General features: G+C 70.1%; 20 protein-coding genes and 1 pseudogene. 16 read left to right on the forward strand and 5 right to left on the reverse strand.

All coding sequences use genetic code 11. The features are described from left to right. The first annotated feature begins 11 nt into the window (after window positions 1–11). From MKL11_RS07105 to MKL11_RS07125, 5 genes are all read left to right on the forward strand, one after another. The gene (locus MKL11_RS07105; RefSeq protein WP_243941644.1) at window positions 12–704 is read left to right on the forward strand and encodes a TenA family protein; all 693 of its coding nucleotides are present in this window, start codon (window positions 12–14) and stop codon (window positions 702–704) included. 16 nt (window positions 705–720) lie between these two features. After that, window positions 721–1503: a DJ-1/PfpI family protein gene (locus MKL11_RS07110; RefSeq protein WP_243941646.1), complete on the forward strand. Its 783-nt coding sequence runs from the start codon at window positions 721–723 to the stop codon at window positions 1501–1503. 110 nt (window positions 1504–1613) lie between these two features. Continuing rightward, window positions 1614–2075: a TerB family tellurite resistance protein gene (locus MKL11_RS07115; RefSeq protein WP_243941649.1), complete on the forward strand. Its 462-nt coding sequence runs from the start codon at window positions 1614–1616 to the stop codon at window positions 2073–2075. Between the two features lie 16 nt (window positions 2076–2091). Then, on the forward strand, window positions 2092–2493 hold the full coding sequence (locus MKL11_RS07120; protein ID WP_243941651.1) for a CidA/LrgA family protein: 402 nt from the start codon (window positions 2092–2094) through the stop codon (window positions 2491–2493). Between the two features lie 3 nt (window positions 2494–2496). Next, entirely contained in the window at window positions 2497–3213 is a 717-nt protein-coding gene (locus MKL11_RS07125) for an LrgB family protein (protein WP_243941653.1), read from the forward strand. A gap of 4 nt (window positions 3214–3217) precedes the next feature. Here the strand turns inward: MKL11_RS07125 and MKL11_RS07130 are convergent. Further along, window positions 3218–4303 (reverse strand): annotated as a pseudogene (locus MKL11_RS07130) (NAD(P)/FAD-dependent oxidoreductase). Between the two features lie 301 nt (window positions 4304–4604). On the opposite strand from MKL11_RS07130, the gene MKL11_RS07135 reads away from it, so the two are divergent. Beyond that, entirely contained in the window at window positions 4605–5012 is a 408-nt protein-coding gene (locus MKL11_RS07135; RefSeq protein ID WP_243941654.1) for a MucR family transcriptional regulator, read from the forward strand. A gap of 40 nt (window positions 5013–5052) precedes the next feature. On the opposite strand, the gene MKL11_RS07140 is transcribed toward MKL11_RS07135, so the two are convergent. Together MKL11_RS07140 and MKL11_RS07145 are read right to left on the reverse strand one after the other, a co-directional pair. After that, window positions 5053–7704 carry an MGH1-like glycoside hydrolase domain-containing protein gene (locus MKL11_RS07140; RefSeq protein WP_243941656.1) on the reverse strand — a complete coding sequence of 884 codons (2652 nt, stop codon included), beginning with the start codon at window positions 7702–7704 and terminating at the stop codon, window positions 5053–5055. A gap of 109 nt (window positions 7705–7813) precedes the next feature. Continuing rightward, window positions 7814–8479 (reverse strand): HAD-IA family hydrolase, encoded by a 666-nt coding sequence (locus MKL11_RS07145; RefSeq protein WP_243941658.1) that lies wholly within the window; start codon window positions 8477–8479, stop codon window positions 7814–7816. 165 nt (window positions 8480–8644) lie between these two features. On the opposite strand from MKL11_RS07145, the gene trpA reads away from it, so the two are divergent. The 4 genes from trpA (at window position 8645) to MKL11_RS07165 (ending at window position 12906) form a co-directional block, all read left to right on the forward strand. Next, window positions 8645–9484 (forward strand): tryptophan synthase subunit alpha, encoded by an 840-nt coding sequence (gene trpA / locus MKL11_RS07150; protein WP_243941660.1) that lies wholly within the window; start codon window positions 8645–8647, stop codon window positions 9482–9484. 83 nt (window positions 9485–9567) lie between these two features. Then, window positions 9568–10464 carry an acetyl-CoA carboxylase, carboxyltransferase subunit beta gene (gene accD, locus MKL11_RS07155; protein ID WP_243941662.1) on the forward strand — a complete coding sequence of 299 codons (897 nt, stop codon included), beginning with the start codon at window positions 9568–9570 and terminating at the stop codon, window positions 10462–10464. A gap of 9 nt (window positions 10465–10473) precedes the next feature. Next, window positions 10474–11799 (forward strand): bifunctional folylpolyglutamate synthase/dihydrofolate synthase, encoded by a 1326-nt coding sequence (locus MKL11_RS07160; protein WP_243941664.1) that lies wholly within the window; start codon window positions 10474–10476, stop codon window positions 11797–11799. 207 nt (window positions 11800–12006) lie between these two features. After that, window positions 12007–12906 carry an outer membrane protein gene (locus MKL11_RS07165; RefSeq protein ID WP_243941665.1) on the forward strand — a complete coding sequence of 300 codons (900 nt, stop codon included), beginning with the start codon at window positions 12007–12009 and terminating at the stop codon, window positions 12904–12906. Between the two features lie 186 nt (window positions 12907–13092). On the opposite strand, the gene trxA is transcribed toward MKL11_RS07165, so the two are convergent. Both trxA and addA read right to left on the reverse strand, forming a co-directional pair. Further along, window positions 13093–13416: a thioredoxin gene (trxA, locus tag MKL11_RS07170; protein ID WP_007561219.1), complete on the reverse strand. Its 324-nt coding sequence runs from the start codon at window positions 13414–13416 to the stop codon at window positions 13093–13095. Window positions 13417–13817: 401 nt separating this feature from the next. After that, window positions 13818–17303, reverse strand: coding sequence for a double-strand break repair helicase AddA (gene addA / locus MKL11_RS07175; RefSeq protein WP_243941667.1), 3486 nt, complete (start codon window positions 17301–17303; stop codon window positions 13818–13820). A gap of 111 nt (window positions 17304–17414) precedes the next feature. Here addA and minC (MKL11_RS07180) point away from each other — a divergent pair, with 111 nt between their 5' ends. From minC (MKL11_RS07180) to minE, 6 genes are all read left to right on the forward strand, one after another. After that, window positions 17415–18170, forward strand: coding sequence for a septum site-determining protein MinC (minC, locus tag MKL11_RS07180; RefSeq protein WP_243941669.1), 756 nt, complete (start codon window positions 17415–17417; stop codon window positions 18168–18170). 124 nt (window positions 18171–18294) lie between these two features. Beyond that, window positions 18295–18573 carry a CopG family ribbon-helix-helix protein gene (locus MKL11_RS07185; RefSeq protein WP_243941671.1) on the forward strand — a complete coding sequence of 93 codons (279 nt, stop codon included), beginning with the start codon at window positions 18295–18297 and terminating at the stop codon, window positions 18571–18573. Beyond that, entirely contained in the window at window positions 18561–18851 is a 291-nt protein-coding gene (locus MKL11_RS07190) for a type II toxin-antitoxin system RelE/ParE family toxin (protein ID WP_243941673.1), read from the forward strand. Before MKL11_RS07185 ends, MKL11_RS07190 begins: the two co-directional genes overlap by 13 nt. A gap of 678 nt (window positions 18852–19529) precedes the next feature. Then, window positions 19530–20258, forward strand: a complete 729-nt coding sequence (gene minC, locus MKL11_RS07195) for a septum site-determining protein MinC (RefSeq protein WP_243941675.1) — start codon at window positions 19530–19532, stop codon at window positions 20256–20258. Between the two features lie 30 nt (window positions 20259–20288). Next, complete coding sequence (gene minD, locus MKL11_RS07200; protein WP_243941676.1) at window positions 20289–21104, forward strand: septum site-determining protein MinD; 816 nt, start codon at window positions 20289–20291, stop codon at window positions 21102–21104. Then, entirely contained in the window at window positions 21101–21439 is a 339-nt protein-coding gene (gene minE, locus MKL11_RS07205) for a cell division topological specificity factor MinE (RefSeq protein WP_243941678.1), read from the forward strand. Before minD ends, minE begins: the two co-directional genes overlap by 4 nt. Window positions 21440–21462 lie beyond the last annotated feature (23 nt).

Below are 21462 nucleotides of genomic sequence, written 5' to 3' on the forward strand. Positions count from 1 at the left end.
GGATCCCGGAGATGCCTTTGACCGACGGTGACGGTGGCCCGAACGCTTTCTCTCGCGATGCCTGGGCGCGCAACGCAGGCGCCTATGAAATTATCCGGACGATGCCGTTCAACGCCGAGTTGGCGGCCGGCACGCTGCGGCAGGATCGGTTCCGCCACTACATCGTCCAGGACGCACACTACCTGATCGGGTTCGGCCGGGCGTTGAGCCTCGCCGCCGCGAAGGCCCCGGACCCGGACGGGATCGTCCAGTTCTCCCGCGCTGCCCAGGACGCCATCGTGGTCGAGCGCGCGCTCCATGGCGGTTTCTTCCGCGATTACGGGATCGGCCCGGAGACCTTCGCGGGCACGCCGCTGACGCCGGCCTGCCATCACTACGTCTCCTACCTGCTCGCAACGGCCTATGCCGAGCCGTTCGAGGTGCTCTGCGCGGCCCTGCTGCCGTGCTTCTGGATCTACAAGGCGGTGGGCGACGACATCTTCGCACGCGCGGTACCGGACAATCCCTACCGGGCCTGGATCGACACCTATGCGGGCGAGGAATTCGCCGAGGCCGTGGCAAGTATGATCGCCGCCACCGACCGGGCGGCGGCGCAGGCCTCGCCGACCACGCTCGCGCGCATGCACGACGCCTTCACGCAGGCGACGCGGCTCGAATGGCTGTTCTGGGACGGCGCCTACCGGGACGCATCGTGGCCGCTGTGATCCGCCCGGCCCGGGCGTGACGCCGCCGGACCTCAGCCGCCGGGCCGTCCTGGCGGCGGGTGCCGCGTCGGTGGCTTTCGGGCCTGCCCGGTCCGAAGCCGCCGACGCGCCGGGCCCGATCCCGCAGGACCGCCCGGTCCGGATCGCCATGATCCTCTTTCCGGGCATGACCGCCCTCGACCTGGTCGGGCCGCAGGCGCTGCTGGCCGGCCTAGCCCCCGGGAGTCTGTATCTCGTCGCGCAATCCGCTGGGCCCGTCGCCAGCGATACGGGCCTCAGCCTCGTGGCGACGCACGGGTTCGAGGCCTGCCCACCCGATCTCGACGTCCTGTTCGTCCCCGGCGGCGACGGCACGCCGGCGCAGATGCGCGACCCGGCCTTGCTGGCTTTCCTGCGCGATCGCGCGCCCCGCACCGCCTGGGTGACGAGCGTCTGCACCGGCTCGCTGATCCTCGGGGCGGCCGGCCTGCTCAGGGGCTACCACGCGACCTCGCATTGGTGCGTGCGCGACGCGGTGCTGCCGCTGCTCGGCGCCGTCCCTTTGGCCGAGCGCGTAGTGTTCGACCGCAACCGCGCCACCGCCGCCGGCATCTCGGCCGGGCTCGATCTGGGCCTGGCGCTGGCCGCCCGCCTGCGCGGCCCCGACTACGCCCGCACCGCGCAGCTGGTCGCCGAATACGCCCCGGAGCCGCCGTTCCAGGCCGGAACGCCCGCGCAGGCCGGCCCGGCGATCGTTCGCGCGGCGGACGCGATCCTGGCGCCGCTGGTCGCGGGGGCGACCGAGGCCGCGCGGGGCTGAGCCTCGCGAAAGCGATGCAGCCGCGCCACGCTGCCCACCGACGTGATGCGCCGTCCTTGACGGGGCGTCGCCCGAACCGAACTGTGCCGTCAGGAACCCCCGGAGCCGACATGTCCCTGATCGCCCGCCTGCGCGCCTACGCGACCGAGGCTCTCGGGGTCGGCGCCTCCGACCCGGTGGACGACACCCATCTCGCCGCCACCGCACTGCTCGTGCACGTGGCCCGGGTCGACGGCATCCTGGCGCCCGCCGAGAGCGAGCGCCTAATCCGGATCGTGCAGGGCCGCTACGCCGACGGGCCGGACGCCGCCCGGGCGCTGATCGAACGCGCCGCCGCGATCGACGCCGAGACCCGCGACGTGGCGAGCCTCGTCGAGATGATCCCGCACGAGGCCAACACGGCCGAGCGGCAGGAGCTGCTGACAATGGCCTGGTCGGTAGCGGCCGCGGACGGGAATGTGGACGAGTTCGAGGAGGCGCTGGTCGAGCGCCTCGGCCGGATGCTCGGCTTCGACGAGGCGGCGGTCACCGCGGCCCGGCGAACCGGGCAGCACGCCGTCGGCGCCGTCTGACCGCGCGGCCCGGACGATGATCGCCAGCCTGGCGCTGATCCTGCTCGCCCAGCTCCTGGGCGAAGCCCTGGCCCGCGGGGCTGGCGTGCCGATCCCGGGGCCGGTGATCGGCATGGGTCTGATGTTCGGCTTCCTGCTTCTGCGCGACAGCCGCCTCGGCCTGCCGCGCGTCCTGCCGAAGCCGCTCACCGACGGTACCCTGGAATCGACCGCGCGCGGGCTCCTCATGAACCTGTCGCTGATGTTCGTGCCGGCCGGCGTCGGCGTCGTCGGGCGCCTCGACCTGTTGCGGGCTCAGGGGCTCAAGCTGGCGATCGTGCTGGTCGTCTCGACCGCCCTGTCGCTTCTGGTGACCGTGCTGGTGTTCCGCGCCGTGGCGTCCCGCGTCGAGGGGCGCCGCCCCGACGGGGAGGCCTGAGCGGTGTCCGGCGAATTCTCGCTCTGGGTCTATCTGGCCCGCACGCCGCTGCTGTGGCTGACCGTGACCCTGACCGCCTACGTCCTGGCCGACCGGATCGCCGCCGCCACCGGGCGCCACCCGATCGTCAACCCGGTGCTGATCACGGTGGTCTTGGTCGGCACCGTCCTGGCGGCGACGGGGACGCCGTATCCGACCTATTTCGAGGGCGCGCAGTTCGTCCACTTCCTGCTCGGTCCGGCGACCGTAGTGCTGGCCATGCCGCTTTACGAGCGTCGGGCGACGGTCCTGCGCGCCCTGGTGCCGATGCTGGCCGCCCTGGTGGCTGGCGCCGCCACGACGCTCGCCGTCGTCATCGTGCTGGCCCGGCTGCTCGACATCCCGCAGCCGATCCTGATCTCGCTGGCGCCGAAATCGGTGACCTCGGGGGTGGCCATGGGTATCGCCGAGGCGCTGGGCGGTGACCCGACGCTGACCGCGATCCTGGTGATCCTAACCGGCATCATCGGGGCGATCCTGGTGACGCCCATGATGAACCTCCTGCGGATCCGCGACATGCGCGCCCGCGGTTTCGCGGCCGGGCTGGCGGCCCACGGCATCGGCACCGCCCGGGCCTTCCAGGTGAGCGAGACGGCCGGCACCTTCGCGGGCATCGCCATGGGGTTGAACGCCTTCCTGACCGCGATCCTCGCGCCTTTGGCGCTGCACCTGCTGTTCTGACCGCTCAGGCGTCGAGCTGCCCGGCCACTGCCTCAGCCATCGACAGGCTCGACGTCAGCCCCGGGCTCTCGATCCTGGACAGGTGGACGAGGCCAGCCAGTCCGTGTTCCTCCGGTCCGTCGATCCAAAAGTCCGCCGCCGGCGCGCTGGGGCCGGTGACTTTCGGGCGCAGGCCAACATAGTCCGGGTACAGCACCCCGTCCGGCAGGCCCGGCCAGTTGCGGCGGATCGCGCCGCAGAAGCTTTCCGCACGCCCCGGGTCCACTTTGTTGTCGAAGCCCTCGACCCATTCCACGTCGGGTCGAACGCGGGTGCGGCCTGCCAGATCGAGATTGAGGTGGATGCCGAGCTCGCCGTCAATGCGCGTCGCCGGATAGATCAGTCGCGAGAAGGCCGGCTTGCCGGTGCAGCCGAAGGAGTTGCCCCGCGCCAAACGCAGCAGCGGCACCCGCTCGGCGGGGTAGCCCTCCGTCTTTGCCGCGAGCGCTGACGCTCCGAAGCTCGCGGTATTGCCGACGGCGTCGAAGGCCATCTCGCCCGGCTCGCGGCCGCCGAACGCCGCGTGCCATTGCCCGTCCCGCCGGGACAGGCGCTCCGCCGGCGTGTGCGGCGCCAGGACGCCGCCGTGATCCTCGATCTCCCCGCGGAGCGCGAGCTTCAGCGCGTGGCTGTCGACGATGCCGGTGCAGGGCGCATGCAGAGCGAGGTTGGGCTCCAGGCGCCGCACTGCGGCGGCGTCGAGCAACTCCAGGCCGGGGACGCCGTTCGCGGCGCCTTGCCGGCGGATCGCCGCGACCGTGTCGGCCTCCGCATCGTCGCCGGCGGCGATCAACTTGCCGCAGGCGCGATGCGGCACTCCATGATTCGCTCAGAAGTTGTATAACTTCTCGGCGCCATTCACACAGTGGCGGGCGCGCTCCGAACCGGACGGGTAGTACATGCCGCCATGGATCACTTCGAAGCTGCGGGCCGAGACGCCGGTCCCGAGCGATGCCTCGGCCTCCGCGACGATCACCGCATGGCCGCGCAGGGCGAAGGACCGTCCCACGGCCAACCCGACCACGCCGGCGCATACGACCAGAACCGCCATCGCAGCGCCTTCAACCCTCGCCCTTACAGGACTCATGAGTCCGCAATACCGCACCCAAGCCGCCTCGAAGGCCTGCATGTTGATTCGGCGTTGACCCTAATTATCAATTCTAAGTAGAAACAGCCGCGCAATAGATGCGCGCTCTGGTTGTAAGCGTACCCGGCCGGCGCATAATGCCAAGACGCGCTGCCCGAGGGCGGACCGGTTTTCTACCCGGGCTCCATCTTCGACAGCCGACAGCACTGCCCTTTCGCGACACGACAAAGCCGCATCTTCCGATTGGAAACCTTAGGAGATGACAATGCTGACGACCTCTCCGAGCGTCGAACTCGCCGCCAAGATCCTAAGCGCCTACGTCACCAAGAACAGCGTGCCGGCTGCCGTTCTCCCGAGCCTTCTGTCCGAAGTGCACCGCTCGATCACCGCACTCGACGCACCGGTGGAGCGGCAGATCCAGCGGCCCACCGAGGCGCAGATCCGCGCGTCGATCCGGCCCGACACGATCATGAGCTTCGAGGACGGCAAGTCCTACAAGGCGCTGCGCCGGCACCTGACCCTGCGCGGCCTCACCCCGGAGGCCTACAAGGCCAAGTGGGGCCTGCCGGTGGATTACCCGCTGGTCTCGGCCGCCTACAGCGCTCGGCGCTCGAAGATCTCGCGGGAGATCGGCCTCGGCCAGAAGCTGCGGATGCAGCAGGCGGCGGAATAACGGCTTTTCACCTCCTGTCGGGCAGGGCCGGCCGTGCGCCTCACGGCCGGCTCTTTGCTGCGGAGACCTCCTGGATCAGCAGGGCCACGAGGCCCGACCAGCCGGTCTGATGGGAGGCGCCGACCCCCCGGCCGGTATCGCCGTGATAATATTCGTAGAACAGCACCAGGTCGCGAAAATGCGGGTCGTCCTGCTCGATCCGGCTGTCCCCGTAGACCGGCCGGTGTCCGTCCGGGCCCCGGGTCGACAGGCCGATGAGCCGCCGCGAGAGGTTGTCCGCGATCTCCCGGAGCGAATAGGTCCGTCCCGAGCCGGCCGGCGCCTCCACGCGGAAATCCGGGCCGTAATAGTCGTGAAACTGTTTCAGCCCGGCGATCAGCAGGTAGTTGACCGGCATCCAGACCGGCCCGCGCCAGTTCGAATTGCCGCCGAATAGGCGCGAGCGCGATTCCGCCGGCTCATAGGCGAGGCCCAGGTCCCGGCCGTCCCACGGGAAGCAGAACGGCTGCTCGGCGTAGCTGCGCGAGACCGCCCGCAACCCGTGTTCCGACAGGAACTCGGCCGGGTCGAGGGCGCGGCGCAGCAGCGCCTTCAGCCGGTGGCCGCGCAGCAGCGACAGCAGCACGGACAGACCTTCGCCGGGCACGTTCCAGCGCGAGACCAGGGCCGCCAGGTCCGGGCGGTTTTCCAGGAAGAACCGCATCCGGTTCCGGAGCGCGGGCAGCTTGTCCAGATCGTGCGCGCTGATCGTGGTGACCGCGAAGATCGGGATCAGTCCGACCATTGTCCGTACCCGGATCGGCAGGCGCTGTCCGTCGCGGGTTTCAATCACGTCATAGAAGAAGCCGTCCGCCTCGTCCCAGACGCCGTCGCCGGTCGCCGCCGCGATCAGCAGGAAATGCTCGAAGAACTTCTCCGCCATATCCTCGTAGGTCGGGTCCTGAAGCGCCAGCGCGATGGCGATGCGCATCAGGTTCAGCGCGTAAGCCGCCATCCAGGCGGTCGCGTCCGACTGGGTCAGGGTGGCGCCGTCGCCGACCGGCTTCGAGCGGTCGAAGATGCCGATATTGTCGAGCCCGAGGAAGCCGCCCTGGAACAGGTTGCGGTCGTCGGAATCCTTGCGGTTCACCCACCAGGTGAAGTTGAGCGTCAGCTTGTTGAAGATCCGCTTGAGGAACACGTGGTCGGGCGTGCCGGTGAGCGCCCGGTCAAGCTCGAACACCCGCCAGGCGGCGAGCCCGTGGATCGGCGGATTGGCGTCCCCGAACCCCCATTCATAGGCCGGCAGCGCCGCGTTCGGGTGGGCGTAGGCCTCGTCCACGAGCAGCAGGAGCTGGTTCTTGGCGAAATCGGGATCGATTAGCGCGAACACGATCGCCTGAAGCGCGAGGTCCCAGGAGGCGAACCAGGGGTATTCCCAGGCATCCGGCATCGAGATGATGTCGTTGGCGCGCAGATGCGTCCAATCGGCGTTGCGGCCGTGCCGGCGCGCGGGGGAGGGGGCCGGCTGGGCCGGATCGCCGGCGAGCCACTCGCGCACGTCGTAATGGTAGAGCTGCTTCGACCAGAGCATGCCGGCGAGCGCCTGCCGCTGCACGAGCCGCATCTCGGGATCGGGGATCGACGCCTGCAGGGCCGCGTAGAACGCATCCGCCTCGGCCTCGCGGGTCGCGAACACCGCGTCGAAATCCGCGAAGGGCTCGCCCGGGGCGGTCTCGGGGCGCAGCCGCAGCCGTAGCGTGCGCGTCTCCCCGGGGCCGAGACGGCAATCGTACCGAGCCGCGCATTTCGTGCCGGACAGGGGGTTGGCCGCCCCGGCCTCGCCCTGCACGATGCGCCGGTCGATCCCGTCCTTGTAGAAGCCCGATGCCGGGCCGCTGCCGTAGAGTCGGTGGGTGTTGGTCTCGTTCTCGGTGAACAGCAGTTCGGCCGCGCCCTCGGCGAAGAAGCGCATCGGCGGCAGGGCCGGATGGCGCGCCCAGACCGATCCGTCCGAGCCCGCTTCCAGCTCCGGTTTGGCGGTCCCGGCCTTCCACGACCACAGGTTCCGCGCCCAGAGCTGCGGCAGCAGGGTGAGGTCGGCCGGTTCCGGGCCGCGATTGGTGGCGGTGACCCGCATCAGGATGTCGTCGGGGCCGGCCTTGCCGTAGGCGATCACGACGTCGAAGTAGCGGCCCTCGTCGAACAGGCCGGTGTCGAGCAGCTCAAATTCCGGATCGTCGAGGCCGCGGTGGCGGTTCTCCTCGATCAGACGCGCGTAGGGGAACGCGCCCTGCGGGTACTTGTACAGCATCCGCATGAAGGCGTGGGTCGGGACGCCGTCGAGATAGTAGTACAGCTCCTTCACGTCCTCGCCGTGGTTGCCCTCGGCATTGGTGAGGCCGAACAGGCGCTCCTTCAGGATCGGATCGCGGCCGTTCCACAGGGCGAGCGCCAGGCACCAGTTCAGGTTACGGTCGCCGAAGCCGCCGATCCCGTCCTCGCCCCAGCGATAGGCCCGGGACCGGGCATGGTCATGGGGTAGGGAATCCCAGGCCTCGCCATCGGCGCTGTAATCCTCCCGCACCGTGCCCCATTGCCGGTCGCTGAGATACGGCCCCCAGCGCCGCCAAGCCGGGTCGGTCCGCGCCTCCACGAGCCGCTGCCCCTCGACGGTGTCGAAGAGACCGGGGACGCCGTTTGGCTTGGTCATTCGGTCGATGCTCCGGTGCGCGTCTTCGTGGATTTGCGCTCGGATAGTGCCGTGGTTCGGTAGGGAGAAGTCAACGTTGAGGCGCTGATCGCACCGAGCGCGCCTTACCTTAGATGGCGGAGAGAATACGCAATCCGTCCGGAGCCGCATCAACGGTCAGCGCGCAATAATCCGGGATCGTCGCATGCCGCGTCGCGATCGGCGCGTGATGGATCGCGGTGACCACGACGATTTCGGCGCCGGCCGCCTCGCCGGCGCGGATGCCGGCCGGCGCGTCCTCGAACACCAGGCAATCCGAGGCCGCCACGCCCAGGCGCTCGGCCGCCAGCAAGAAGCAATCGGGGGCGGGCTTGCCTTGGCCGATATCTTCGGCGGCGATCAGCAGGGCCGGGACCGGCATGGCGGCAGCGTCCAGGCGGCGCAGGGCGAGTTCCCGGGGCGCCGAGGTGACGATCGCCCAGCGCGCCGGCGGCAGCGCCCGCAGGAAGGCCCGGGCGCCCGGGATCTCGGAGATGTCGCCGACATCGGCGATCTCGGCCCGGGTGATCGCCGCGGCCTCGGCCGCGGGATCGACGCCCGGAAGGCCGAGCCGGCGGATCGTGTCCACCGAGCGGACTCCATGGATTGTCGGCAGGAGGCTCGCTGCGTCGAGGCCGTGGCCTTCCGCCCAGCGCGTCCAGGCGCGCTCCGCGGAGGCGATCGAGCTGATGAGCGTGCCGTCCATGTCGAACAGGAACGCGGCGAAGCGGCGCGTCGGGAGCGATTCTGCGGTCATGTCCCAGGGCTACGTGGGCGCGGGCGGCTCGACAACCGCGCGGCGCGCACGGCCGCCGCCCGCTCGGGCTCGGGCGCCCGCTTCACGGGCCGATCCCGATGGTGTAGCGCGGATACAACCCTGGACCGGATCCGGTCCTGCACGCGCGAAAACCGTATCAGACCCATGCCGAGCCGCATCGACGCCACCTTCACCCGCGCTCGCGCGGAGAACCGGGCCGTCCTCGTCACCTACGTGATGGCGGGCGATCCAGACCCGGAGACCTCCCTGGAGGTGCTGAAGGCGCTGCCCGGCGCCGGCGCCGACATCCTGGAATTCGGCCTGCCCTTCACCGACCCGATGGCCGATGGCCCGGCGATCCAGGCCGCCGGCCTGCGGGCCCTCAAGGCCGGCCAGGGCGTGGCCGGCACCCTCGACCTCGTGCGCCGATTCCGGGCGGAGAACGACGGCACGCCGATCGTGCTGATGGGCTATTTCAATCCGATCCACACCTACGGGGTCGAGCGGTTCCTGGACGATGCGGTCGCCGCCGGAGTCGACGGGCTGATCGTGGTCGACCTGCCCCCGGAGGAGGATTCGGAGCTGTGCCTGCCGGCTTTGGCCAAGGGCCTCGCCTTCATCCGGCTCGCCACGCCGACCACCGACGAGCGCCGGCTCCCGGCCGTCCTCGCGAACACCGCGGGCTTCGTCTACTACGTGTCGATCACCGGGATCACCGGCACGGCGACCCCCGACTTCGGCAAGGTGTCGGAGGCGGTGGCCCGCATCCGCCGCCACACCGACCTGCCCGTGGTGGTGGGCTTCGGGGTCAGGACCGGCGCCCATGCCGCGGCGATCGCCAAGGGCGCCGACGGTGTCGTGGTCGGCTCGGCCCTGGTCGATACCCTGGTCCGCTCTCTAGATGCCGAGGGCCGGCCGCAGGCCGGCACGGTCCCGGCCGTGGCTGAGCTGGTCCGCGAACTCGCCGCCGGCGTGCGCCCGGGCGGCGTGGGCCGGGCGGCCTGAACCCGAAGATCGCCGCGGACCCTGGCGGCGGGGGCCACACCACCTGATATCAGCGCGAGCTTGAAGCGAACGGACGCGAGTCGATGGTCGAACCGATGAACTGGATTTCGGAGGTGGTGCGCCCCCGGATCAAGACCCTGTTCAAGCGCGAGACGCCGGAGAACCTCTGGGTCAAGTGCCCGGATACCGGCCAAATGGTGTTCCACAAGGAGGTGGAGGCCAATCACTGGGTGATCCCGGGCTCCGAGCATCACCTGAAGATGAGCGCCGCCGCGCGCCTCAAGATGATGTTCGACGAGGGCACCTGGATCGATGTGGCGCTCCCCGAGGTCGCCACCGACCCGCTGAAGTTCCGAGACGAGAAGCGTTACGTCGACCGCCTCAAGGAGGCGCGCGCCAAGACAGGGTTGCAGGACGCGTTCAAGATCGGCTTCGGCCGGGTCGGCGGCCTGCCGATGACCCTGGCGGCGCAGGAATTCGGCTTCATGGCCGGCTCGCTGGGCATGGCGGCCGGCGAGGCCTTCGTGCGCGGCGCCGAGACGGCCCTGGAGAAGCGCACCCCCTACGTGCTGTTCTCGGCCTCCGGCGGCGCCCGCATGCAGGAGGGCATCCTGTCGCTGATGCAGATGCCACGGACCACCGTGGCGGTGCGCCGGCTCAACGCGGCGCGCCTGCCCTATATCGTGGTGCTCACGAACCCGACCACCGGCGGCGTCACCGCCTCCTACGCGATGCTCGGCGACGTTCACCTGGCCGAGCCAGGCGCCCTGATCTGCTTCGCCGGCCCCCGGGTGATCGAGCAGACCATCCGGGAGAAGCTGCCGGATGGGTTCCAGCGGGCCGAATATTTGCGCGACCACGGCATGGTCGACCAAGTGGTTCACAGGCACGCCCTGAAGGAGACGATCGCGCGGATCTGCGGCTTGCTCACCAATGCCGATACGGCCGAGGTTCTGGGTTCCGCCCAGGCCGCGGCCTAGCCCGCCGCCATGGCCTCCTCCGACGCCCTCATGGCGCGATTCCTCGCGCTCCATCCGCGCACCATCGACCTGTCGCTGGGCCGGATCGAGCGGCTGCTGGCCCGGCTGAACCACCCGGAGCGGCGCCTGCCGCCGGTGATCCACGTCGCCGGGACCAACGGCAAGGGCTCGACCATCGCGTTCATGCGGGCGATCCTCGAGGCCGGCAGCCTGGCCGCCCACGTCTACACCTCGCCCCATCTCGTCCGGTTCCACGAGCGGATCCGGCTCGGCGGGCTCGGCGGCGGCCAGTTCGTGGACGAGGACCGGCTGGCCGACGCGTTCTCACGGTGCGAGGCCGCCAATGCCGGCGAGCCGATCACCATGTTCGAAATCACCACCGCGGCGGCCCTGCTGCTCTTCTCGGAGAGCCGGGCCGACGTGCTGCTGCTCGAGGTCGGGCTGGGTGGCCGGCTCGACGCCACCAACGTCATCGCCCAGCCGGCCTGCGCGGTGGTGACCCCGATCGGGCGCGACCATGCCGAGTATCTCGGCGACACGGTCGAATCGGTCGCCGCCGAGAAGGCCGGGATCTTCAAGCGCGGCTGCCCGGCGGTGATCGCCGCGCAGGATTACGCTGAGGCCGACGCCGTACTGTGCCGCCATGCGGAAGCCGTGGGCGCGACGCCGATTCTGGTCGGCAACCAGGATTTCTCCGCGCACGAGGAGCGCGGCCGCATGGTCTACCAGGACGAGACCGACCTGTTCGACCTGCCCCGGCCGCGGCTCGCCGGACGCCACCAGCTGGTCAACGCCGCCACCGCGATCACCGCGTTGCGGGCAGCCGGGTTCGGCGATATCGGCAACGCCGCCCTGGAGCGGGGTCTCACCGAGGTCGACTGGCCCGGCCGGCTGCAGCGGCTCGGCCGCGGGCGGCTCGCCGCGCAACTCGATCCAGGGGCCGAGCTGTGGCTCGACGGCGGCCACAACATCGACGGCGGCCGGATCCTCGCCGCCGCTATGGCTGATCTCGGCGAGCGCAGTGACGTGCCGCTGGTGCTGATCGTCGGCCTGCTCAGTACGAAGGACGCCGACGGATTCCTGCGCAACTTCGTCGGCCTGGCGCGGGCGCTGATCGCGGTCCCGATCACGACCTCGATGGCGGCACGGCCCGCCGAGGAGGTAGCGCGGATCGGCGAGGCCGTCGGCCTGTCGACCCGGACGGCGCCGAGCATCGAGGCCGCGCTGGGTCAGGTGAAGGACATCGCCTTCGAGCAGCCGCCGCGAATCCTGATCTGCGGCTCGCTCTACTTGGCCGGCCTGGTCCTCGCAGCCAACGATACGCCGCCGGTCTGAGTCGCAGACCGATTCTTGTGCTGGGCCCTGGATTTTTCCGGAGATCTGGTTAACGGCGCGTTCATTGCCGTCGATTCGCCGCATTCGAAGACTCGAAATGCTGCCCACGGCCACGCTTTCCCCCGGCTGTGGCCGCGAAGCTACATCTTCGGTGGGCCCCTTCGCCTAGCCTTGGCGTCGATCGGGCTTGTGCTGGGGATCACAGTAATGAAGACGCTTCTCACCTCTCTCGCGGCGTTTACCGCGCTCACTGCCGCCGCTTCCGCCGCCGACCTGCCGCGTCGTGCGGCTCCGCCGCCGGTGTTCACCCCCGTTCCGGTGTTCACCTGGACCGGCTTTTACTTCGGTATCAACGCCGGCTACGCGTTCGACGCCAGCAGCAGCGACAGCAACCGCGGCTTCGTCCAGACCGCCGGCAGCCCGGCCGTCCTGACCGGCGCCGGCCTCGTGCCCTACCGCGCTCTCGCGCCGCTCGGCTCTACGCTGATCTACAACCGGAACAACCGCGAAGGCTTCTCCGGCGGTGGTCAGATCGGCTATAACTACCAGTTCACCCCGGGCTCGGGCGTCGTGATCGGCTTCGAGGCCGACGCGCAGTACCTCGATTTCGGCGGCCGTCCGCGCTACGCCACGAACGCCGCTGCGATCAACCAGGGCTTCATCCCGGTCAACGGCACGCTGAACACGCTGGACTTCTTCGGCACCGTGCGCGGCCGCCTCGGCTACGCCTTCGACCGCACCCTCGTGTACGCCACCGGCGGTTTCGCTTACGCCACCGGCGACCAGGGCACCCAGGGCGTCGCGTTCCAGAACTTCGCTGGCAGCCGCGACAACTTCAAGACCGGCTACACCGTCGGCGGCGGCGCCGAGTTCGCGCTCCCCACCGACTCGTTCCTGAACTTCTTCCGCTCGTCGGCGGTGACGTTCAAGGTCGAAGGTCTGTACGTGAGCCTCGACCGCAACCGCACCGGCCTGCCGCTGGTCGGCGCCTCGGTGAACACGGGCGCCGTCCTGCCGGTCTACGCCGTCACCGGCAACACCAGCCGCAACACGAACGACTTCGCCGTCGTCTGCGCCGGCCTGAACTACAAGTTCGGCTCGTACTAAGACCGGACGATCGGTCCCGGGCGCCGAGCCCGGGACCTCAGAAAACGGGTCTCGGAACCGAGAAAGCCCGGCCTTGCGGCCGGGCTTTCTTTTTGACGTCGCGACAGACCCACACCGGGTGCGGCGGGAGTTCGGGGCGTTGGAGCCGTCCGCGCCGGCAGTCCGACCGCGGACGATTCCGGCCGCTCAGGCGACCTGCGCGCCGATCCAGCGGGACAGGTCTCCCTTCGGGGCGGCGCCGACCTTCTGGTCGACACGCTCGCCGTTCTTGAACAGCAGCAGCGTCGGGATCGAGCGGATGCCGTACTGCGCGGCGATCTGCGGGTTCTCGTCGACGTTGACCTTGGCGATCTTCACCTTGCCCTGGAGATCGGTGGCGATCTCCTCGAGCGCCGGGCCGATCTGGCGGCAGGGGCCGCACCATTCCGCCCAGAAATCCACCACGACGGGCTCGGCGGACTTGAGAACGTCCTGCTCGAAGCTCGCGTCGGTTACTTTGACCGTCGCCATAACGTCACCTTTCGGAAGCGGCCGCCGATCGGGCGGCCTCGGACGGGCAGGGGCCCGCGCGGTTCGATCAGAATTGGCGACGGGCCGGCGCCCGGTCAAGCAGTCCGCCCGCCGATGCATGGGGGCGCCTCGAAGGGCGCATCGCGATGTGCGCTGGCGCATGTCGGGCGGCGAAGAGGAGCGGCGGGAAAGGGCAATCCCGCGGGAGACGCGTGTTCCCAATGACGACGAACCTTTGCAGGTCCATTCTGCGATCGATGGTGAACCGCCGCCACTTCGTCATTCCGGGCTCCGCTTCGCCGCCCCGGAATGACGAAGTGGCGGTTGGGTGCCCGCGCGATGCCTGAACCTCAGAAGGATCGATGTTCTCGGATGCGCTCACCTACCCAGGATGGCGCCCGTCAGCCCTCGATCCCTGCCTGTTCCAATGCCGCCCGGATGTCGTCTCCGCTCAAGGTCCGGATCACCGGGCCTGAGGTCCAAATCAGCATCGGCCGAATCGTCCGGTCCGGATAGATCTGGCCGAGAAGCTGCGCGTAGAGGGCGATCTGCCCGGCTTCGGCGGGCGGCAGCGGCTCGTCCGCGGCCGGGGGCCGGCCGGTCTTGAAATCGGCGATCCGGATCGTGTCGGCGGCGACGGCGAGGCGGTCGACCCGGCCCTGCACCACCCGCTCACCGCCGCCGGCCCGCACCCGGCCCGTCAGGTTCACCTCGGCCCGGGCCTCGGGGGCGAAGAGCGGGGCCAGCTCCGGATCGTCGATCAGGCGCAGCACCGAGCGGACGATGCCGGAGGTCGCCGGGCGCGGAAGGCCGGGGGCGCGGGCGCGCACGAAGGCGAGGCCGGCCGATTCCCGGCGCTCCGGCTCGATCCGGGGCAGGTGCTGCAGCAGGGAATGGATCAGGATGCCCCGGCGGCGCGCCTGGGCGTCGGCGAGGCGGGGCGGCGGCACCCGAGAGCCGTCGGCGGCCTGGAGGGCGCCGGATGGGTTGAGAACCGGGATCTCCGGCTCCGGCGGCACGGGGGTGCGCAGCCAGTCCGGTTCCGCCTCGCGGGCGATCGTCGGTGCCGGAATCTCCGGCGGGCGGAACGTCTCGGTGCCGTCCCGCCACAGGGTCGCGGGGCCGTAGGGCAGGTCCAGGGCCTGCCCGGCGCCGAGGGCGGCTTCCAGGCCGGCCCGGACCATCCGGCACCAGGCCGCCTCGCTCTCCCGCTCGTGGCCCCGGAACGGCGCCACGATCAGCCGGTCGGCCGCCCGGGTCATGGCCACGTAGAGCAGGCGGTTGTGCTCCTGCCGCGCCCGGGCGAGCAGCGCCGCCCGGGCCTCGCCGGTGGCCACGCAATCCAGCGTCTTGCCGCTCGACCAGACCGGCGGCAGCGCCGTGCCGTTGTCCGCTAGCGGCAGCAGCGGCGGGTCGTTGCGCCCGAACGGCTCGCAGCCGTCCATGACCACAACCACCGGCGCCTCGAGCCCCTTGGCCCCGTGCACGGTCATCACCCGCACCTCGTCGCGGCCCGATTCCATGTCGCGCTTGACCGTGTGGCCCGCCTCGGTCCCGACATAGCGGGCCAGGAAGCCGCCGAGGGAGGGCGCGTCCTCGCCAGTCTCGGCCTGGGCGGCAGCGGCCAGGAACACGTCGATGGCATCGCCCGCCTCGCCGCCGAGCCGGGCGACCAGCTTCGCCCGCCCGCCCTGCGGCCCGAGGAGCCGCGCGTAGAAGCCGAACGGGCCGTGGAGGCCCGCGAGCGCGATCCAGTCCGCGAGCGCCGCGAGCCCGCTTATCGCTGCGGGATCGCCCGCCTCGGCGTGGCGGTGCAGGGCATCCTCCAGCGTCTCCGAGAGTTCGCGGCGTGCCGCCAGGCGAACCAGATCGTCGTCGGTGAGACCGACCAGCGGCGTCTTGAGCGCGGTGGCGAGCGTCAGGTCGTCGGCCGGCAGTAGCCCGGCCCGGCCGGCGGCGACGAGGTCGGCCACCGCGATATGGGCCGAGACCTCCAGCCGGTCCTGGCCGGCGACCGGGACGCCGAGGCCTTTCAGGGACCGGATCACCTCCTCGAAGGCCGGCCCGCGCTTGCGCACCAGGATCAGTACGTCGCCCGGGCGCCAGACCCGGCCGGTGGCGTCGCCCTGGTTCGTCCAGGTCCGCACCGCCTGCGCCACCCTGCGGGCGGTGACGATCGCCGGGGCGCTGGTCTCGGGGGCGTCCACCGGCGCCGTCCAGGCATCTGGCTCCGGCGCAGGCTCGGGCTCCGCGATCGGCCACAGCTCCACCGCCCCGGGGGCGCCGGGCCGGGCGCTGGCATGGACGGTCCTGCGGGCGGTATCCTCGAAGGCCAAGCCCTCGTTGTGCGCGTCGATGGCGAACACCGCGTCGACCGCCCGGAGGATCAGGCCGGTGGAGCGGAACGACAGGGTCAGCGGCACGTCCTCGAAGGTGAGGCCGGCCGCGCGCGATTCCTGGATCCAGGCCGCCCGGGTGAGGGCGAATTCCCGCGGCTCGGCGCCCTGGAAGCCGTAGATCGACTGCTTCGGGTCACCCACGGCGAAGCGCGTCCGGGTCCCGGCCCGGGCGCCCTCGCCGGCGGCGAATTCCTGGGTGATCGCCCGCAGGATCTCCCATTGCTCCGGGTTGGTGTCCTGCGCCTCGTCGACCAGCACGTGGTCGATGCCGCGGTCGAGCTTGTACAGCACCCAGCCGGCCCCGACCCGGGCCAGCAGGTCCAGGGCCTTGTGGATCAGATCGTCGAAATCCAGCGCCCCGAGCCGGGCCTTCTGGGCCTCGACCCGGCGGTGGATCTCGGCGGCGAGCTGGAACAGGGCCTGCGTCCGGGCATGGGCCCGTGCGGCGCGGAGCCGATCGAACAAGGGCTCTAGCCGGTCGCGCTCGGCGATCAGGCTTTCCTTTGCCGACGCCGGGACGCTCTTGGTGCCGAGGCTGCTGTCGGCCTTGGGCTCGTCCTTCTGGGTGAAGAACACCGCCCGGTACAGGTCGAGCGCCTCGGTCCGGTCCGGCAGCCCCTCTGACCGCACCTGCTCGGCCTCGGCCGCCGCCAGGGCATCGGCCAGCTTCTCGTCGTTGGCCTTGCCGGTGCGCAGGGCTTCGATCAACGCTGCCCGATCCTCGGGGCTGCAACCCGGGCCGCCATCCAGGATCGCGGCCTCGATCCGCTCGGCGCTTTCCTCGGCGGCGAGACCCAGCGCCCCGTGCAGGCGCGCGAAGGCGGAATCCAGGTCGCTCCGGTCGCCGATCAGGCTGCGGGCGCGCATCGCCTGGCGGATCGCCGCCCGCAGGGTGTCGCCGGTGGCCTCGGGGGTGACCCGGGCCAGGGCGGCGCTGAGCGGCGTGTCGCCGTTCGAGACCGCGTCGGCCAGGACGTTGGCCATCTCGATGTCAAAAATCTCCCGGGCCTTGGTCTCGTCCAGCACCACGAAACGGGCCGGCACGTTCGCCTCGAACGGGAACATGTGCAGGAGCCGTTCGCACAGGGCGTGCAGGGTCTCGATCTTGAGGCCACCCGGCGTCTCCACCGCCCGGGCGAACAGGCGCCGGGCCATGCGCAGGCGCTCCGCGTCGGCCCGCTCGCCGGTCAGCGCCGTCAGTTCCGCCGCCAGTGCGGCATCGTCCAGGGTCACCCAGCGGCCGAGCAGGCGGAACACCCGGATCGCCATGTTGGCGGCCGCGGCCTTGGTGAAGGTCAGGCACAGGATCCGACCCGGGGGGGCGCCGTCTAGGAGCAGCCGCACCACCCGGTCGGTGAGCACCTTGGTCTTGCCGGCGCCGGCATTGGCCGAGACCCAGGCCGAGGCACGGGGATCGGCCGCCCGGCGCTGGTTGGCTTGGGTCAGGTCGTCGACGACGAAGGGGTTAGCGATGGGGGTGCTGCTCAACGGTCTCGTCCGGCTCGGCTGCGGCACCTCTCTACAACAGAAACGCGCCTGCGGCCCGAGCAAGGCGTCACACCGGGGTTTGCGGGATTGCCCCGGGCGCGGCCACGCCGCATGGATGCAGGTGACATCCTCGCGACACCGAAAACGCCCGTGACCCAGCCGACATCCGAGCCGGCGCGCCCGCCGATCCGCTTCCGGGGCCGCTCCTTCATGGCCACCGTGCTGGCTCCCGTGCCGCCCGTGGCCGATTGGTTCGGCGACCTCGACGCCCTGAACCGGCGCGCGCCCAACTTCTTCGCTGGCCGCCCGGTGATCCTCGACCTCGCCGGTCTGAAGCTCACCCGGGAGGATCTCGACGGCCTGCTGGCGGAACTCGCCGCCCGCAGGATCGCGATCCTGGGCATCGAGGGCGCGCCACCGTCGATCCTCACCCCCGAATTGCCGCCGGCCCTGTCGGGTGGCCGCCCGGTGGGCGAGATCGCAATGCCGGACGCAGATGCGCCGCCCGAGCCGGCGTCCAAAGAGGGCGCCGCGCGCTCGCTGATCCTCGACGCGCCGGTGCGCTCGGGCCAGACCGTGCTGCATCTCGAAGGCGACGTGACCGTGCTGGGCGCCGTGGCCTCGGGCGCCGAGGTGATCGCGGGTGGCTCGATCCACGTCTACGGCGCCCTGCGCGGCCGCGCCGTAGCGGGCGCCGCCGGCGACCCTGGCGCGCGGATCTGGTGTCGCCGGTTCGAGCCGGAACTGGTGGCGATCGACGGCCTCTACCGCGCCGCCGACGACCTCGACCCGGTTTTCCGGGGTCAGGCCGTGGAGGTGCGATTGGTGGCGGATGCGATCAAGCTGGGTTTGTTCGAGCGGGGGTGAGGGCACGGCTGCGATGCCGATCGGGCATTCGCTGCCGCATCGGCTGCACCTCCCAGCGCATGGACAGCGACCCAAGGGCGGCGATAGTAGTTGAAGGTATTACCTCCGCCGGAAGGGGCAGATCATGGCTGCACCGACATCGATCGAGCTCGATGACACGCTGAAAGGTCGGGTCCGGCATCTCGCAGAGATCCGCCGCCGCACGCCGCACTGGATCATGCGTGAAGCGATCATGCAGTACGTGGAGCGCGAGGAGAAGCGCGAGGCGCTGCGGAGAGACACGCTCGATGCCTGGGAGGATTTCCAGGCCACCGGTCTCCACGCGACGGCCGAGGAGGTCGAGACGTGGCTGGCGAGCTGGGGCTCCGAGAACGAGCTCCCGTCCCCGGAATGCCACGAGTAGTCTTCGCCCCGGCGGCACTCAGAGACCTCGAACGGCTCCGTGCATTCCTGCGTCCCAAGAGCCCTGCGGCCGCTAAGCGAGCCGGTGAAGCGATCGTCCAGGGCGTGCAAGACCTCGGTGCGCATCCCCGCATGGGCCGAACGATCGAGAACTTGCCCGAGCAATACCGAGACTGGCTGATTGATTTCGGAAATAGCGGTTACGTGGCCCGCTACCGCGTGGATGCCGATGTGGTCACGATCCTGGCTTTACGGCACCAGAAGGAAGCGGGTTTCTGAGATCGGTTTTTCATTGAATCGGTCGGTCTATCGTCCCTCGCCGTCATCGCGAGCGTCGCCAAGCAAACCGGGGACACGAAGGTCCGGGGCGCCTTTCGATGGGTTTCTCCGCGACGCTCGCGATGATGGTGAAAGCTGCCGTGCGTCCCTGATTCAGAGACCGTATGCCGAGGCGGCAACCTAGTGCATTGCAGTATTGAACGTTGTCGATGATGGATGAGCGCGCGTCACGATCACGGTCGTAGCGACCGGATTCCGAGGGCTGCCGCATACGGGTATGTTCGAAACGCGGGTTCCGACTGGTCATCAGGGACCAAGTCCACAATTCGGCGAACCGAAATTTTTGCCCTCAGAAGGCGAAACGCGCGTTGTCCTTTAGCCTACGGTCGATCCGAGTTCGGAAGTCACGGCACCGATGCGTTCGACCGCGGCATCTATGGAAAATTGTTATTTGACATAAGCTTAAGGTAGATTGACCCAGCGCGTTCGCACGGTTGATCCGCGCCGCCCGGCCCCAATGCTGCAGGTTGCAAGGCGATTGCGGCGGCCCGGCCGCACAGGCCCCAAGCTCTATCGATACCAGGATCCCGGCAGAATTTGCCGACCGGATCCAAACCTTAACCCTTCGGTAACCATGCACGCCGTCAATGGTCCGGTAAGGACTCTTAACGGGCCGACATGAGCGAAACCCTCCCCGAGCCGATCGACGACCCGAAGACCGCCCCAGCGGCGGCTCCCGCGCCCCGGCCGCTCAGCCTTCGCGGGCGGGCGTTCAAGGGCCTGGCCCTCACCCCCGAGCCGCCGCTGCCCGAGTGGCTCGCGGGCCTCGACGCGGCGCTCAAGCGCTCGCCGACCCTGCTGAAAGGCCGGGCCGTGATCCTGGACTGCGCCCAGCTCAAGCCCGAGCCGGACGCGCTCGAAACGTTAATGGCCGAGCTCAAGGCCCGTGGCATCGCGGTCCTGGGGATCGAAGGGATCGATACCGTCGCGTCCGGATTTCCGCCGCTGCTGGTGCAGGGGCGTCCGTCGGAGCGGGTCGAGATCCCGGCCGCCCCCGCCGAGCCGGAGCCGCAGGTGGTCACTTCGATCACCGTCGAGGGCTCTGTCCGCTCCGGACAGAGCGTGATCAACCCCACCGGCGACGTCACCGTGATGGGCTCCGTCTCCTCGGGGGCCGAGATCCTCGCGGGCGGCTCGATCCACGTCTACGGCGCCCTGCGGGGCCGCGCGATCGCAGGTGCGGCGCGCAATCCGCGGGCCCGAATCTACTGCCGCAAATTCGAGCCCGAGTTGCTGGGGATCGACCGCCTCGTGCGGACGGCGGAGGACATGGGCACGGCCCTGCGCGGCAAGGCCGCTCAGGTCTGGCTCGATGGCGGCAACATCCGAATGGCAAGCTTAGACTAGCGCAAGCTTAGAAATCAGGGAGATCGACGCGTGGCAAAGGTTCTCGTCGTCACATCGGGCAAGGGCGGCGTCGGCAAGACGACGACGACCGCGGCCCTCGGAGCGGCCCTGGCGCAGGGCGGGCAGAGCGTGTGCGTCGTCGATTTCGACGTCGGCTTGCGCAACCTCGACTTGGTCATGGGCGCCGAGCGCCGGGTGGTCTACGACCTCATCAACGTGGTCAACGGCGACGCCAAGCTGCCGCAGGCCCTGATCAAGGACAAGCGCCTCGACACCCTGCACCTGCTGCCGGCCTCACAGACTCGCGACAAGGACGCGCTCACCGATGTCGGCGTCGCCCGGGTGATGGAAGAGCTGCGCGAGCGGTTCGACTGGGTGGTGTGCGACTCGCCGGCCGGCATCGAGCGCGGGGCCCAGCTCGCCATGCACCATGCCGACGTGGCGGTTGTCGTGACCAACCCCGAGGTCTCCTCGGTGCGCGACTCCGACCGGATCATCGGGCTGCTCGATTCCAAGACCGCCAAGGCGGAGAAGGGCGAGGAGATGGAGAAGCACCTGATCCTCACCCGCTACGACCCCATGCGGGCCGACCGCGGCGACATGCTCAAGACCGAGGACGTGCTCGACATCCTGTCGATCCCGCTGCTGGCGATCATCCCGGAGAGCCAGGAGGTGCTGCGCGCCTCGAACCTCGGCTGCCCGGTCACCCTCAACAACCCCCTCTGCGCCCCGGCACGGGCCTACGCCGATGCGGCACGCCGGCTGAAGGGCGAGGCCGTGCCGATGAGCATGCCGACCGAGCGCAAGTCCTTCCTCGACAAGCTGTTCATGCGGAGGGCGGCATGAGCATCCTGGGCATCTTCCAGAAGCGCAATTCCGGCGCGGTCGCCCGCGACCGCCTGCAGCTGATCCTCGCCCACGAGCGCGCCGAGTCGGGTCGCCCCGATCTGGTGATGCAGCTCCGCGACGAGATCCTGGCGGTGATCGCCAACCACGTCTCGGTGGAAGCTGACAAGGTGAAGGTCACCCTGGAGCGCGGCGAGGGCGTCTCGACGCTGGGCCTCGACATCGAGCTGCCGCTCGGCGTCTCGGCCAAGCTCGATGCCAAACTGGCGGCCAAGCTCGCCGAGGTCGCGGCGAACGGGGCCGGGCGGAAGCCGGCAGCCAAGAAGGCCGCTTGAGCCGGACCGGGGATCGTCTCCGC

The sequence above is a fragment of the Methylobacterium sp. J-077 genome (genome assembly GCF_022829365.1).
Classification (GTDB): domain Bacteria; phylum Pseudomonadota; class Alphaproteobacteria; order Rhizobiales; family Beijerinckiaceae; genus Methylobacterium.